We start from the raw sequence: 14,961 nt of genomic DNA, 5'->3' as shown, positions 1-14,961 counted from the left end.
CTACCCAAGTAGCATTCGTCCCCCTTGCTCACCTTCGTACACTGACCCCTCAGCCACCCGCGCCGGAGACCACGATGCAGCAGGCTCAAAACGACGGTGTGGTCAGCGCCATGTCACAGGCCCCCGATGCACGGGTGGCCGCCCAGGACCTGGCGCGGCAGCTGCTGCACCCGCACCTGGGTTTCGTGCTGTTCTTCTGTTCCGCCGAATACGACTTGCAAGCCTTGGGCGAAGCGTTGGAGCAGGGCTTTGGCGGTATCCGCCTGGTCGGTTGCACCAGCGCGGGCGAAATCACCCCGCTGGGCTACGGCCGCAATTGCGTCACGGCGGTGGGCTTTGATCACCGGCATTTTTCCATCGCCACCGAGCTCATCGATGAGATGGAGCACTTCAGCCTGATCGACGCGCAGCAGATGGTCGAGCGCCTGGTCGGCACCTGCCGCAGCAACACCCTGGCGCCGATCAAGGGCCACAGCTTTGCCCTGACCCTGCTCGACGGCCTGTCCAGCCGCGAGGAGATGGTGCTCGCCGCGCTCAGCGCGGCACTGGGTGACATCCCGCATTTTGGCGGTTCGGCCGGTGACGACAATTACCTGACCCGTACCCATGTGTATTTCGGTGGCGCGTTCCACAACGGTGCCGCAGTGGTGGTGCTGGTCAACACCTGGCTCGATTTTGAAGTGTTCACCACGCACCACATCCTGCCACGGCAGGAAAAACTGGTGGTAACCGGCGCCGACAGCGCCCAGCGTCGGGTCTTCGAGCTGAATGCCGAGCCTGCTGCCGAGGAGTACGCCCGGCACATCGGCGTGCCGGTGGCTGCGCTCGATTATCGGGTATTCGCCGCCCATCCGCTGGCCGTGCGCATTCATGACCAGTACTACGTGCGGGCGATCCAGCAAGTGCATCCGGACCTGAGCCTGAGTTTCTACTGCGCAGTGGAAAATGGCATCGTGCTCACCGCCATGGCCCCGGGCCCGCTGTTGCCGAACCTGCACCAGCTGTTCGACGGTTTGCACCAGCGCCTCGGCCCGCCGCTGCTGACCATCGGTTGTGATTGCTTTCTGCGGCGTCTGGAGCTGGAAGCCCATCACGGCCTGGAGCCGGTGGGGGCGTTCTTGCGCGAGCAGCGGGTGATCGGCTTCAACACCTACGGAGAACAGTTCAATGGCATGCATATCAACCAGACCTTCACCGGGGTCGCCATTGCCCGCAACCGGCCTCCTGTCGGGCGCTGAACTGCAAGCAGAGCTCAGCCGGCTGCAGCACGAAAATCACAAGTTGCAGCGGATCAACGGCGCGTTGATTGAACGCATCGAGTCGGGGGTAACGCGGGGCAACGACCCCTATGCGGCGTTCCAGCATTCGGTGGTGCTGGCCGAGCAGGTGCGTGAACGCACCGATGCCCTGAACCAGGCCATGGCTGAGCTCAAGGCCGTCAACCGGCTGCTGAGCGAAGCCCGACAGCGGGCCGAGACCGCCCACCAACACCAGATTCGCCTGATTACTGACAATGTCCCGGCGCTGATCGCTTACCTGAATGCCGATCTGGTCTACGAATTCACCAACAAGGTTTATGAAGAATGGTATTGCTGGCCGCACGGCGTGATGCTGGGCCAGAGCCTGCGCGAGGCCCACAGCGAACAGCATTACCAGCGCCTGCAAGCCTATGTGGCGCGTGCCTTGGCGGGGGAGAGCGTCACCTTCGAATTTGCCGAAACCAACATCAATGGCCAGGAGCGCTACATGCTGCGCTCCTACGTACCCAACCGCCTGGCCAATGGCGACGTGGTGGGTATCTTCGTATTGATCCGCGACATTACCGAGCGCCGCAATACCGCCCAGGCGCTGCACCAGGCCTATCAACACCTGGAGCAACGGGTGCGCGAACGCACCGCTGAACTGACCAGCCTCAACGACCAGTTGCTGCGTGAGATAGAGGAGCGCAGCCAGGCCGAGTCGCGCCTGCGCGAGGCCAAGCGCGAGGCCGAACAGGCCAACCTGTCGAAAACCAAATTCCTCGCTGCGGTCAGCCACGACCTGCTGCAACCGCTGAACGCGGCGCGGCTGTTCACCAGCGCGCTGCTCGAGCGCCGCGAGCCGCAAGACAGTGCCCACCTCGTTCGAAATGTGAGCAACTCGCTGGAGGATGTAGAGAACCTGCTAGGCACCCTGGTCGATATATCCAAGCTCGATGCCGGCGTGATCAAGGCCGATGTCGCCCCGTTCGCCCTCAACGAACTGATGGACAACCTGGCTGCCGAATACGCCGAAGTGGCGCGCAGCGAAGGGCTTGAACTGCATTTTGTGGGCTGTTCTGCGGTGGTGCGCAGTGACATCCAGCTGCTGGCGCGGATCCTGCGCAACCTGCTCAGCAATGCCATCCGCTACACCCACAGCGGGCGCGTTGTGTTGGGTTGTCGGCGCCAGCGTGGCGGCCTGCGGATCGAAGTGTGGGACAGCGGTATCGGCATTGCCGAAGAGCACCTGGAAGAAATGTTCCAGGAGTTCAAGCGCGGTGATGTCCAGCGCCCGGACCAGGACCGCGGGTTGGGTTTGGGCCTGGCGATCGTGGAAAAGATCGCCGGCATCCTCGGCCACCGGATCCGGGTGCGTTCATGGCTAGGCAAAGGCTCGGTGTTCGCCGTCGAAGTGCCGCTGAGCGCCACCGTGCCCAAGGCCCAGCCAAGCCCGGTGATCTGCGAGCCGATGCTCGAACGCTTGCGTGGGGCGCGGGTGTGGGTGCTGGATAACGATGCGGCGATCTGCGCCGGCATGCGTACCCTGCTGGAGGGCTGGGGCTGCCAGGTGGTCACGGCGCTGTCGGAGGAAGACCTGGCGCGCCAGGTGGACAATTACCACGCCGAGGCCGATCTGCTGATCGCCGACTACCACCTGGACAACGACTGCAACGGTGTCGACGCCGTGGCGCGGATCAATGCCCGCCGCGCTCAGCCGCTACCGGCGCTGATGATCACCGCCAACTACAGTAACGACCTCAAGCAGCAGATCCGCGAGCTGGGCCATACCCTGATGCACAAACCGGTGCGGCCGATGAAGCTCAAGACGGCGATGAGCCACTTGTTGGCCGGCGGCATGACATAGCCGCTGGCCTTTTCGCAGGCTTCTGTGGGAGCGGGCAAGCCCGCGAATAGGCCGTTACAGGTCAACGCCTCAAGTAATCAGCAAAATCGATATCGCCGGCACTCAGGATTGCCTGCACCCGGTTGTGCACATTGAGCTTGCGCAAGATAGCCGAAACATGCGCCTTGACCGTGGTTTCGGCGATATCCAGCGTATAGGCGATCTGCTTGTTCGATTCCCCCTTGGTCATGCGCTCAAGCACCAGCAGCTGCTTGCGGGTCAGCGCCTGGAGCATTTCCGGCGGGAAGCTCGGGGCATCGTTGTGGCGCCGGCTGGTGCTGCTTTTTTGCGCGCGGATGATGTCCGGTGGCAGGTAGACATTGCCATTGAGGATCTGCTCGATCGCTTCGATCATCTGTGAGCGTGGCGAGGACTTGGTGATGAAGCCCACGGCACCGTAGGTGATGGCCTGCAACACGATCTGCTTTTCCTGCTCGGCTGAAACGATCACTACTGGGGTGGTCGGCGCCTCGTTGCGCAGGGTGATCAGGCCATTGAGGCCGTGCATGCCGGGCATGTTCAGGTCAAGCAGGATCAGGTCGAGGTCATCGTGCGCCTGGGTCAATGCCAGGGCGCTGTCCAGGTCGGCCGTCTCCATGACCTCGCTGCCTTGAAAACCATCGCTGATGACGTTGTGGATGGCTTCGCGAAACAGGGGGTGATCGTCGGCAATCAGAATTTTGTACATGGCCTTTTCACCTTGTTTTTATTGGATGGGCACGCGTTCGCAGGCAAGTGTTTCAGGGGAAGGGCACGGGCTGCGCCGGCTGCAGCGGCAGGTTGGCCTGCTGCCAGGCGTCCACGCCGTCGCGGTACCAGTACAGGTTGTCATAGCCCAGGGCTTTTGCGCGTTTTACCGCGTTCCAGCTTAACCAGCAATCGGAGCGGCAGTAGAAGACCAGCGGTTGCTCCGGGTGCCCGGCAGTGGCTTTTTGCAGGTTACGCACGAAGTAGTCCTGCCAGGCCGGGCTCAGTTCGCCGTCGCCGGTGTTGGCCAGCCACACGCTGCCGGGCAGGTTGCTGTGTGGTTCGTCTTCGATGAAGCGGCCTTGCAGCCATTGCCGGCGGTAGACGTCAACCAGCACCGGCCTGGGCGTCTGGGCCAGCAGGCGTTGCAGCGTGGTGGTGTCGATGACCTGGCCACCTTCGACCTGTTGCGGGGTCGGGCTGCGATAGAGGGTGGCGCGGTAGCCTTCGGCGGAGAACAGCGGCGTGGTGTCGGCGTGGGCGACGCTCAGCGACAGGCTCAGCGAAAGGGCAGCCAACAAAGGGCGCAGGGCATGTGGCATGGTTTTATCCTTTTTGTTATAGGCCCATTACATGCCAGTGGCGGTGCGTTGTGAATGCGACGATTAGACAGCAAAGGCAGTACTAAAGTAGTAAATGGCGGACCGACGATATTCCCGATTTGCTAACTTTTTTCATGCTGGAGCAGTCCCTGTGGGAGCGGGTTCACCCGCGAACACCGGCGCAGCCGGTGCCATACACCGAGTCGCCTTCTTCGCGGGTAAACCCGCTCCCACAGGCGCCTCGCTCAGCCAATGGATTGTGCGGCCCGTCAGCGTGGTTTGCGCAGCGCCGCATGCTGGGGGTTGAAGGTGAGTATCGCCAGCAGGGTAAACAAGGCGGTCAACCCCAGGCACACCGCCAGCGCCAGCAGGTTCAGCCGCTCATAAAGCGCAAACCGCACCAGTTCCACGGCATGGGTAAACGGGTTCACAGCACACAGCCAGTACAACCACTGGCTGGCCTCGCGCATCTTCCACAGCGGGTACAACGCCGAAGACAGGAAAAACAGCGGAAAAATCACGAAATTCATCACCCCGGCAAAATTCTCCAGTTGGCGGATCGCGTTCGACAGCAACAGGCCCAGGGCGCTGAGCATGAACGCCACCAGCAGCATTGCCGGCAGCGCCAGCAGCAAGCCCGCAGCCGGTGGCTGCACGCCGTAGAGCCAGGCGATGGCGAGGAAGGCATAGACTTGCAGCAGGGAAATCAACGAAGTCGCCAACAGCTTGCTGCCCAGCAGGAAAGGCCGCGGCAATGGGCTGGTCAAGAGCACGCGCATGCTGCCCATCTCGCGGTCATAGACCATCGACAGCGAGCCCTGCATGCCGTTGAACAGCAGAATCATGCAGGCCAGCCCCGGAATGATATACACCTGGTAAGGGATATAGGTGTCGTAGGGCTCGATGATGGCAATGCCCAGCGCCGCGCGAAACCCGGCGGCGAACACCAGCAACCACAGCAGCGGGCGTACCAGGGCACTGAGCAGGCGCGTGCGCTGCAACACGAAGCGCAGCCATTCGCGCAGCATGATGCCGTTGAAACATTGCCAGTAAGCGTTCATCGGGCGTCGGCTCCTGAGTGGGCGTTGGTCAGCCTGGCAAAGGCGTTGTCGAGGTCGCCGCCGTGCTCCAGGCTCAGCGCATCGGCGGTGCCACTGGCCACCAGGCGGCCCTGATGCAGAATCAGCAAGTCATCGCTGGGCTGCACTTCATCCAGCAGGTGGGTGGTCCACAGCACACTGAGCTGCTGCTCGCGGCACAGCCCGCGCAGGTGCTGGTTGAGCGCCAGTCGGCTGGCAGGGTCAAGGCCGACGCTGGCTTCGTCGAGCAGCAGCAGGCGCGGCTCATGCAGCAGCGCGCGGGCAATTTCCACCCGGCGCCGATGGCCGATGTTCAGCTCGCGAACACGATCGCGCCTGCGTTCGCCAAGGCCCTGGCGGGCCAGTTCGGCTTCGACCCGCCGGTCGCTCTGGCGCCGCGACAGGCCATGCAGCGCGGCGTGGTAGCGCAGGTTCTGTTCAACGCTCAGGTCCAGGTCCAGGGTGCTTTGCTGAAACACCACGCCCAACTGGCGCAACGCCGGGCGTGCAGCGTTGCGCAGTGAGCAGCCGCTCACGCGGATGTCGCCGTGCTGCAGGTCGTAGAGGCGGGTAAGCAGGGCGATCAAGGTCGACTTGCCGGCGCCATTAGGGCCCAGCAGCGCGGCGAAGCGCCCGGGCGCCAGGCTGAAACCCACCTGCTTGAGGGCTTCGCGCTGGCCGTAGGCGAAGCTCACATCACTGACGTCCAGGGCGTTCATGGTGTTACCACCACGCCCCAGGGGTAGCGCCCGACCTTCACCGACTTGAGCACTTTGAGGGAATTCGCGTCGATCACCGAAACGTCGCCGCTGACCCCGTTGGTGGCCAGCAACTGGCGCTGGTCCGGGGTGAATGCCAGCTGCCAGACCCGCCGCCCGACCAGTAGGTAGTCGAGTACCTCGTAAGTCTTGGCATCAATCACCGCCACATGGTTGGCCGGGCCCAGGGCGACGAAGGCGTACTTGCCATCGGCGCTGAGCTTGATGCCCACCGGCTGGACCTTGTCCGGGTGAACGCCCTTGATCTGGAAGTTCAGGGTTTTCAGCACTTGTCGGGTGGCCACGTCGAGGATGGTCACCGTGCCACCGATTTCCGCCGACGCCCACAGCCGCGAACCGTCCTTGTCGAACTCGACGAAACGCGGCCGCTGGTCGACCAGGGTGCTGTCGGCCAGGGTCTGGGTGCTGGTGTCGATCCAGTGCAGCATGTTGGTGGTTTCACTGGTGTTGACGGCCCACTTGCCATCGGGGCTCACCGCCATGCCTTCGGGTTCGATACCGACGTCGATCTGCCCGAGCACCTTGTCGGTGACGGTGTCGATCACCGTCACCAGCGCATCGTCCTCGTTGGACACGTACAGCCAGCGGTCGTTGGGGTGCAGGGCGAACTGCTCGGGGTCTTTACCAGAGGGCAGCTCCTTGATGATCTTGCGGGTGGCCACGTCCATCACCTGCACCCGGTCCGAATCGCTGGCGCAGATGTACAGCAGTTTGTTGTTGTGTGACAGCAGCAGGCCGCGCGGGCGCTGGCCCACCGGCAAGGTTTCGGTGACTTCCAGCGTTTGCATGTCGATCAGGCTGAGGCTGTTGTCCTTCTCGTTGGAGACCCAGGCAGTGGCGGCCATGGCGTGCCCGCAGGCAAGCGCCAAAGCGCCCGACAGCAGGCTGGGGTAAAGCAGGGCCCGGTGGAAGAGGGGGCGGCGCATGGCGAATTCCTTATTGTTGTGGTTATCGGGTCAGGGGTAGCTGCAGGTCACTTCGGGCTTGTCGTAGCCCAGGCTGTCCATTTCGTTGAAAGGGTGCAGGAAGCCCTCCTGCGGCGAAGTGCTGACCAGGGCGCGCGGCTGCACCAGCGGGATTGGCTGGCGCAGTTCGCCATTCCACGGGCGGTAGCTGAGCTTGCGGCCCTTGAAACCATCCAGTGGCAACTGTTCGCTGAGCAGCAGTTGTTGTAGCGCGCGGGGTTCGGCCTGGCGCAGCTTGCTGGCAGCGCTGGCAATGCTGCGCACGGCCATCCAGGCGGCAAAGTCGCGGTCATTCATCCAGCGCCCGGCCTGGGCTTCGAAGCGTTTTTGCAGCTGCGCTGCGCCAAAGGTTTCCACGGTCTTGTGCCAGCCGGTGGGGGTCAGGCCCTGGGTGCCGGCCACGGGGCGGGGGTACCAGGTCTGGTAGGGCAAGTACTCGCCAAAGTCGCCGCGCTCGTCGGCCACCAGCACCACGTCGTATTCGGCGGTTTGGGTGAACAGCGGCATGTCGGCCTGGGCGCTGCGGCGCTGGTCGTTGTCGAAGGTCCAGGTCTTCTCCGCTACCAATTGCACGCCAAAGCGCTTCACCGAACGGCGCAGGGCGGCGGCATAGGCATGGTCGTCTTCGGTCTGGCCCACCACCAGCAGCGCCCGCTGCCACTTGCGCAGCACCAGAAATTGCACCAGCGCATCGGCCAGCATGGCCCGCCCCGGCAGGCTGTGCAGCACATTGCCCAGGCACTGGCTGCTGCGCAGGCTGTCGTCGGGGCTGCCGGCGTTGAACAGCAGGCTGTCGGGCAGCGCGGCAGACAAAGCGCGCAGGCTGGCGGCCGGGGCATTCACCACAAACAGCCGCAGGCCTTGGTCGTGCTGTGCCTTTGCCGCCTGCAGCAGCGCCTCGGGGCTGTCGACCGTGGCGTTGCTCAGCTGGAACTGCTGCTTCAGGAAGCGCCCGGTGCTGTTACTGTCGACAATCGCCAGCTCGGCACCTTGCCGCCCGGCGTCGGCGGGCTCAGAAATGACATTGGACAGCAGCGGGCCGGGGTCGGGCCGATAGCCCAGGTAGCCGATGCGCACTTGCAGTGGTGCTGCGGGTTGGCCCTGAGCGGCGGGCGCCAGTGGCGCAGACAGCGTCGTGGCCAGGGCCAGCAGGCAGGTCAGGGCAAGGTGGGCAGGCTGGCGCATAACACACTCCACGGCAGATGGCGCCAGCATAGGAAGCCCGCCGGGAGGAGGAAATATGCAGAAAGTAGCGCTAGCCCGGTACCAAGGTAGTAATTCGGCGCGGGTGCTGCGGCTTTAGGATGGGGAGCACGATGGGCCACGACGCCCCGAGGAGAATCGCCTGTGCGCCTTGTCAACCTGTCGGCCCTGTGGCGGATCAACCTGTGGGTCACGTTCTGTTTCGCTTTGGTGGCGCTGGCCTGTGCCGGCGTGTTGTTGCACCAGGCGGTGGCTGACGTAGAGCGTGAGTTGCAGTCTGCCGAAGCGGTGGTGGCGTACCTCGGTGACACTGCCGAACACGACCCGGCAAGCCTGCAACCCCGGCTGACCCAGAGCCTGCGCCATGTGCGGGTGCACTGGCTGGCGCCGGGTGAAGCGCCGCGGTTACCGCCGCAAACCGGGCTGGATGCCTGGCTGGGCCACCAGCTGTTTGGCGAGCGCCCCAGCAGCAGTCGGCTGCTGGCGCTGAATGACGGGCGCAGGGTGTTGATTGCGGTCGATCCACGGGATGAGATCGACGAAGTCTGGGACTCTCTGCAGCAACTGCTTGGTCTGTGTGGCCTGGCCTTGCTGTTGAGCTTGCTGACCATTCGCTGGGCGGTACGGCGGGCCATGGGCCTGCTGGATGAGCTGCTGTGCGCCTTGCGCCAGGTTTCGGGCGGGCAGTTGACTGCGCGCTTGCGCGAGGCGGGCCTGCCGGAGGCGCGCCAGTTGGCGGCTTACTTCAACCATATGACCGCGACGCTGGAGCAGGCCCGGGGCGACAATGCGCAGCTGACCCAGGCACTGCTGGCGGCACAGGAGCAAGAGCGTACCCAGCTGGCGCAGGCGCTGCACGACGACCTGGGGCAATACCTGGCAGGTATTCGTGCCCAGCTCTGTCTGTTGCGTATGGTGGCCGAGCAACCTGCGGTGGTGACACAGACGGCGCACGACCTCGAACTTAATTGCGAGCGCCTCCAGCAAGGGTTTCGCGCCCTGGTGCACAACCTGTATCCGGTAGCGCTGCACTACATGCCGCTGGCCGAGGCGTTCGGCCTGCTGGTGAGCCAGTGGCAGGCCAGCCAGGGCATCGAGTGCCGGCTGCGGGTTGGCGAGCACTTGCCGGCGCTGCCCGGGGCGAGCAGAACGCACCTGTACCGCTTGCTGCAAGAGGCACTGACCAACGTCGCCCGGCATGCCGGCGCCAGCCAGGTGCGAGTGCGCCTGCAGCGCAGTGCCAAGGGTTTGCGCCTGTTCATTCGCGACAATGGCCGCGGCGCGCACCCGCCCCAGCGCCCAGGGGTAGGTCTGCATTCGATGGCCGAGCGCGCCCGTAGCCTTGGGGGGGAGCTGCGTATCTTGAGCCGCCCGGGTGGCGGCTGGGCGCTGGCCCTGAACATCCCCAAGGAGGTGTAATGAATATCGTATTGGTCGATGACCATGCCGTGGTTCGCCAGGGCTATGCCAGCCTGCTGCGGACTGTATTACCGACGGTGCAGGTGCGTGAGGCCGCCAGTGGTGAAGAGGCCTTGGCCCGGGTGCAGGAGCAAGTGCCGAACCTGGTGATCATGGACTTTGGCCTGCCGGGTATCAGCGGCCTGGAAACCACCCGCCGCCTGCGCCAGCGCTTGCCGCAGCTGAGGGTGCTGTTTTTCAGCATGCACGACGAGTTGCCGCTGGTGCGTCAGGCACTGGAAGCCGGGGCCTCGGGCTACCTGACCAAGAACTCGGCGCCCGAGGTGTTGATCGAGGCGGTGCAGCGGGTGTTGGCCGGGCATGCCTACATCGAACAACCCTTGGCTACCCAGTTGGCGTGCACGTCACAGCAAAGCACCAGTGACCCGCGCTTGCAGCGCATGACCCAGCGTGAACTGGAGATTTTCACGATGCTGGCCAAAGGTACGCCGATGCGGGTGATTGCCGAGCAGCTGTGCATCAGCGCCAAGACTGTGTCCAATCATTTGACCTTGCTCAAGAGCAAGTTGCAGGTCAGTTCGCATGCCGAGCTGGTGCACCTGGGCATCAACCTGGGGGTGGTGCGGGTGGCGGGGTGAGGTGTGTCAGCTGCGCTTGCTGGGGCCGCAAAGCGGCCCCTGCTAACTGAACTTATTTGTCCCATGTATCCGGGCACCCCTTGCACCCCTCCATGTTCGCCTCCTGGAAATTTCCGTAATGCTGCCGCGCCCCGCGTAAATCGGCACGCGCAAGGTTGCTCTGGCCAAACTTGGCCTCTTGCAGGTTGGCATCGCTCAGGTTGGCCCCTTGCAAATCAGCCTTGCTCAGCCAGGCCATCTCCAGGTCCGCCGCCTGCAAGTTGGCCTGCTGCAGCTTCGCCCCGGACAGCCTGGCGAACTGCAAGTAGGCTGCACTGAGGTCGGCTTTTGCAAACTGTGCCCCTTGGGCGAACAAGCCCCAGCCCTGAATGGCCACCAGCTTGCTGTTGCTCAGGTCAGCCACACGCAGGTTGCTCTGTTGCAGGCTGGCACGGGTCAGGTTGGCGCCCTGCAGGCGGGCTTTTTCCAGGTTGGCCAGGTCCAGCCGGGCATGGCGCAGGTCGGCATCACGCAGGTCGGCGCCGGCCAGGTTCATCTTGCGCAGGTCCTGGTTAGCCAGCTTGGCACCGCGCAGGTTGGCCCCCGGGCACTGGCTGGCTTCGGCAATGACGCAGCCGTTGATGGTCAAGGGGGCATCGTTGCCATCGTCGTCGGCACTCCCGGCCAAGGCAGGGGACAGTATCAACAGCAAGGCAAATGGCAGGTAGTTCATGGTGAAAGGCTCTCAGTTGGAACAGGGCAGTTGTGGGGCGGACCTGAATGCATTCGGGATAAGCGTTATGGGGCCGCGTTGCGGCCCATCGCCGGCAAGCAGCCCCAGTAACGCTTTACCTCAGGCAGTCAGCGCTGCGCAGTCTTGTTGTCCCAGCTCGGGATCTTGAACACCCAGAACGAACCACCCTGAGCCACCGGTTTGGTCAGCTCGGCCATGTCGCCGCCCCACAGCGGCACGGCGCCGCCGTAGCCCACGGTCACGCCGATGTACTGCTCGCCGTCCTGCTCCCAGGTGATAGGCGGCGAGACGATGCCGCTGCCGGTCTGGAACTTCCACAGCTCTTTGCCCGTCTTGGCGTCGAAGGCCTTGAAGAAGCCGTCGCCAGTGCCGGTGAACACCAGGTTGCCCTTGGTTGCCAGTACGCCCGCCCACAGCGGCAGGTGCTCCTTGTGCTCCCACACCAGCTTGCCGGTGGTCGGGTCCATGGCGCGCAACGTGCCGACGTGGTCGTCGTACATGCGCTTGATACGGAAGCCCATGCCCAGATAAGCCGAGCCCTTCTTGTAGTTCACCTCCTCGGTCCAGTATTCCTCTTTCCACTGGTTGCCGGGGATGTAGAACAGCCCGGTGTCCTGGCTGTAGGCCATCGGGTTCCAGTTCTTGCCACCCAGGAACGGTGGCGAGACTTCCACCGGCTTGCCCTTGGTTTCACCCGGCAGCGGCTTGGCCGGGCGTTGGCCTGGGTTTTCTACCGGGCGCCCGGTCTTCAGGTCGATATGGCTGGCCCAGGTGATGTTGTCGACGAAGGGGAAGGCGTTCTGCAGCTTGCCGTTGTTGCGGTCGACCACATAGAAGAAGCCGTTGCGGTCGGCGTGGGCGGTGGCCTTGACCACGTTGCCGTTCTTGTCCTTGTAGTCGAACAGCACCAGCTCGTTGTTGCCGGAGAAGTCCCAGGCATCGTTGGGGGTGTGCTGGTAGAACCACTTGACCTCGCCGGTGCTCGGGTCGACGCCGACCTGGCCGGAGGTGTACAGGCTGTCGAAGTCATGCGGGTTGCCGTCCTTCGACGTGCGCGCCCAGGTATTCCAGGGGCCAGGGTTGCCAGCGCCGACAATGATGGTGTTGGTTTCGGGGTCGAAGCTCGCGCTTTGCCAAGGGGCGCCGCCGCCGTGGCTCCAGGCTTCGACCTTGCCGGTTTCGGTGGTTGGGTCGTCTGGCCAGGATGGCGCCTTGACGTCGCCGGTGGGGGTGCTGTCCTTGCCGTTCAGGCGGCCCATGTGGCCCTCGACGAAGGGCCGCATCCACACTTCTTCACCGGTGTCCGGGTCGCGCGCGAACAACTGGCCGACCACGCCGAATTCATCGCCCGAGCTGCCATGGATCAGCAGCACCTTGCCGCTGGTCTTGTCTTTGATCAGCACCGGGGCGCCGGTCATGGTGTAGCCGGCGCTGTGGTCGCCGAACTTCTTGTTCCACACGACTTTGCCAGTGTGCTTGTCGAGGGCGATGAGCCGCGCGTCCAGGGTGCCGAAGTAGATCTTGTCGCCGAAGATGGCCGCCCCGCGGTTGACCACGTCGCAGCACGGGCGAATGTTGTCGGGCAGGCGGTGGTTGTAGGTCCACAGGCGTTTGCCGGTCTTGGCATCGAGGGCAAACACCCGCGAGTACGAGCCGGTGACGTAGACCACGCCGTCGCTGACGATAGCCTGGGATTCCTGGCCGCGCTGCTTCTCGTCGCCGAAGGAGTACGACCAGGCCGGAGTCAGCTTGAACACGTTCTGGTCATTGACCTGGGCCAGCGGGCTCCAGCGCTGGGCATTGGTGCCCATGCCGTACTGCAGCACGTCCTTGGTGGTCAGGTGGTCGTTGGCGATGTCTTCCCAGGTGACGCTCTTGCCGGCAGGTGCAGCAGGTGCAGTGGCCGCTGTTGCCACATTGCCCAGGGCCAGGCCACCGGCCAGTAGCAGGACGCGCACGCTCAGGGCCAGAGGGGAAAGGGCGGGTAGCGATCTTATTGTCATGGTTGCAGTTCCCAGTGGAGGTTTTGGCCTGCACAGGGTGGGGCGGGGGCGCTGTCGCGGGATACGGAAAAAGTCCCGCCCTTGCCGGGAATAGTTCCCGAACGGCACCTCAATTGGCCCTTCGCCACAAGCCCTACTACCAAGGGAGTAAGGCCCGGCCACCAAAGCAGCATTCGACCATTCGCAAGCTGTTTCTAAGATGGCGGCACGGCCTCTGTGGTTGAGGCTTTGCGTGCAATGGTGAGGGCATAACAATGACAACAAAACGCAATGTGTTGCTTGCTGCAGGGCTGCTGGCTGCGGCGGTGCTGACCAGTACCGCTTTTGCCCATGGCAACGTGGTGCCCCAGGCGGTGGAGACCAAGGGCCTGACCCCGATCAAGGACGCCGGTGTAAGCCTGGACGGCGACGGCTGGGCGGCAGTAAACCCTTACCGCAGCTCGCCCGAGCACGACAAGGCCGTGGAAATCGGCGCCTCGGCCTACAACCAGAATTGCGCTGCCTGCCATGGCCTGGAGGCCAAGTCCGGCGGTATCGCCCCCGACCTGCGCATGCTCGATGCCGGTGACGCCGGGGATGAATGGTTTGTCGAACGGGTACGTCATGGCGCGGTCCGCGATGGCCGTGTGTACATGCCGAAGATGGCCGATTACCTCAGCCAGGAAGCCCTGTGGGCGGTGCGCACCTACCTGGACAGCGTGCACGTCGAGGAGTGACGGCCATGCGTCTGTTTGCGGTGTGGCTTTGTAGCCTGCTGCTGTGGTGCGCGACGGCCCAGGCGCAGGTGCGCAACTACGACGCGATCATCGCCGCTGGCGAACTGAAGGTGGCGGTGTACAAGGATTTCGCGCCCTACAGTTTCGAGGACCACGGCAAGCCCCGGGGTGTCGATGTGGAGCTGGCGCAGGCGTTGGCCACCGCCTTGGGGGTGCGCTTGCAACTGATCTGGGCGCCGGCCGGGGAAAAACTCGACGATGACCTGCGCGATTACATCTGGCGTGGCAGCCCGCTGCGCCACCAGCAGTTGGCCGACCTGATGATGAGGGTGCCCTACGACCACGCCTACGCGCAAAGACGCAACGAACTGGGCGAGCTGGAAAACGCCCAGGTGGTGATGTTCGGCCCTTATCAGCAAGAGCGCTGGCAGGTGGCCTACGACCAGCGTCGTCTGAAGTCGGTGGGCAGTGTGGCGGTGTTCCAGCAGCACCCGATCGGGGTCGAGGTGGACAGCGTGCCATCGTTCTACCTGACTTCGGTGTTCAACGGCATGCTCAGTGCCAAAACCCATCATTACCCCGGTGTACAGCAGGCGTTCAGCGCCATGCAGGCTGGCCAGGTGGACGCGGTGATGGCGATGCGTGGCGAAGTTGACTGGCAGCTGCACCAGGCCGCCGACCCGCAATTGGCCCTGGCGGAAAACGCCTACCCCAACCTGGGCAAGCAGGCCTGGGAAATCGGCATGGCCGTCCATGAAAGCAACCGTCAGCTGGCCTATGCCGTGGAGGAGGCCCTTGAGGCGATGATCCGCGATGGCCGGCTCAAGGCGATGTATGCCGCTTACGGCCTGCGTTACGAGGTACCGGAGATGTATCAGTAACAAATTGCCCAGGCCCGCGGATTCGCGCAGGCAACACAACACCCTGTGGGAGCGGGTTTACCCGCGAACACCGGCGAAGCCGGTGCCATGCACCGCGTCGGATTCTTCGCGG

Annotated in this window: 14 protein-coding genes; 6 read left to right on the top strand and 8 right to left on the bottom strand. The window is 63.9% G+C overall.

Translation table 11 applies throughout. The features are described 5' to 3' along the window. Positions 1-74 precede the first annotated feature (74 nt). Together nosP and E8E78_RS17080 are read left to right on the top strand one after the other, a co-directional pair. Positions 75-1,238, top strand: a complete 1,164-nt coding sequence (gene nosP / locus E8E78_RS17085; RefSeq protein ID WP_016500234.1) for a nitric oxide-sensing protein NosP — start codon at positions 75-77, stop codon at positions 1,236-1,238. Next, entirely contained in the window at positions 1,207-3,105 is a 1,899-nt protein-coding gene (locus tag E8E78_RS17080; protein WP_049275468.1) for a NahK/ErcS family hybrid sensor histidine kinase/response regulator, read from the top strand. The genes nosP and E8E78_RS17080 overlap by 32 nt, the downstream gene beginning before the upstream one ends. A 61-nt stretch (positions 3,106-3,166) precedes the next feature. On the opposite strand, the gene E8E78_RS17075 is transcribed toward E8E78_RS17080, so the two are convergent. The 6 genes from E8E78_RS17075 to E8E78_RS17050 all read right to left on the bottom strand — a co-directional run bounded on the left by E8E78_RS17075 (position 3,167) and on the right by E8E78_RS17050 (position 8,441). Continuing rightward, positions 3,167-3,832 carry a response regulator transcription factor gene (locus tag E8E78_RS17075; RefSeq protein WP_012272760.1) on the bottom strand — a complete coding sequence of 222 codons (666 nt, stop codon included), beginning with the start codon at positions 3,830-3,832 and terminating at the stop codon, positions 3,167-3,169. 52 nt (positions 3,833-3,884) lie between these two features. Next, entirely contained in the window at positions 3,885-4,433 is a 549-nt protein-coding gene (locus E8E78_RS17070; protein ID WP_049275469.1) for a PQQ-dependent catabolism-associated CXXCW motif protein, read from the bottom strand. 269 nt (positions 4,434-4,702) lie between these two features. Then, entirely contained in the window at positions 4,703-5,494 is a 792-nt protein-coding gene (locus E8E78_RS17065; protein WP_280311683.1) for an ABC transporter permease, read from the bottom strand. Then, positions 5,491-6,231: an ABC transporter ATP-binding protein gene (locus E8E78_RS17060; protein WP_016500229.1), complete on the bottom strand. Its 741-nt coding sequence runs from the start codon at positions 6,229-6,231 to the stop codon at positions 5,491-5,493. The genes E8E78_RS17065 and E8E78_RS17060 overlap by 4 nt, the downstream gene beginning before the upstream one ends. After that, the gene (locus tag E8E78_RS17055; RefSeq protein ID WP_114942109.1) at positions 6,228-7,217 is read right to left on the bottom strand and encodes a YVTN family beta-propeller repeat protein; all 990 of its coding nucleotides are present in this window, start codon (positions 7,215-7,217) and stop codon (positions 6,228-6,230) included. Before E8E78_RS17055 ends, E8E78_RS17060 begins: the two co-directional genes overlap by 4 nt. A 30-nt stretch (positions 7,218-7,247) precedes the next feature. Next, positions 7,248-8,441, bottom strand: a complete 1,194-nt coding sequence (locus E8E78_RS17050; protein WP_061203923.1) for an ABC transporter substrate-binding protein — start codon at positions 8,439-8,441, stop codon at positions 7,248-7,250. A gap of 162 nt (positions 8,442-8,603) precedes the next feature. Here E8E78_RS17050 and E8E78_RS17045 point away from each other — a divergent pair, with 162 nt between their 5' ends. Both E8E78_RS17045 and E8E78_RS17040 read left to right on the top strand, forming a co-directional pair. Further along, positions 8,604-9,878, top strand: a complete 1,275-nt coding sequence (locus tag E8E78_RS17045) for a HAMP domain-containing sensor histidine kinase (protein ID WP_049274380.1) — start codon at positions 8,604-8,606, stop codon at positions 9,876-9,878. Continuing rightward, positions 9,878-10,516 carry a response regulator transcription factor gene (locus E8E78_RS17040; RefSeq protein ID WP_016500225.1) on the top strand — a complete coding sequence of 213 codons (639 nt, stop codon included), beginning with the start codon at positions 9,878-9,880 and terminating at the stop codon, positions 10,514-10,516. Before E8E78_RS17045 ends, E8E78_RS17040 begins: the two co-directional genes overlap by 1 nt. Before the next feature lie 52 nt (positions 10,517-10,568). Here E8E78_RS17040 and E8E78_RS17035 read toward each other — a convergent pair whose 3' ends face one another. Further along, entirely contained in the window at positions 10,569-11,228 is a 660-nt protein-coding gene (locus E8E78_RS17035) for a pentapeptide repeat-containing protein (protein ID WP_049274381.1), read from the bottom strand. A 128-nt stretch (positions 11,229-11,356) separates the two neighbouring features. Then, positions 11,357-13,252, bottom strand: coding sequence for a quinoprotein ethanol dehydrogenase (gene exaA, locus E8E78_RS17030; protein ID WP_049274382.1), 1,896 nt, complete (start codon positions 13,250-13,252; stop codon positions 11,357-11,359). A 254-nt stretch (positions 13,253-13,506) separates the two neighbouring features. Here exaA and pedF point away from each other — a divergent pair, with 254 nt between their 5' ends. Further along, complete coding sequence (gene pedF, locus E8E78_RS17025; protein ID WP_016500222.1) at positions 13,507-13,968, top strand: cytochrome c-550 PedF; 462 nt, start codon at positions 13,507-13,509, stop codon at positions 13,966-13,968. Positions 13,969-13,973: 5 nt separating this feature from the next. Beyond that, positions 13,974-14,849, top strand: coding sequence for a transporter substrate-binding domain-containing protein (locus E8E78_RS17020; RefSeq protein ID WP_049274383.1), 876 nt, complete (start codon positions 13,974-13,976; stop codon positions 14,847-14,849). Positions 14,850-14,961 lie beyond the last annotated feature (112 nt).

Source organism: Pseudomonas sp. BN505 (assembly GCF_029873175.1).
Classification (GTDB): domain Bacteria; phylum Pseudomonadota; class Gammaproteobacteria; order Pseudomonadales; family Pseudomonadaceae; genus Aquipseudomonas; species Aquipseudomonas putida.
This window is presented reverse-complemented; position numbering and strand designations above follow the sequence as displayed.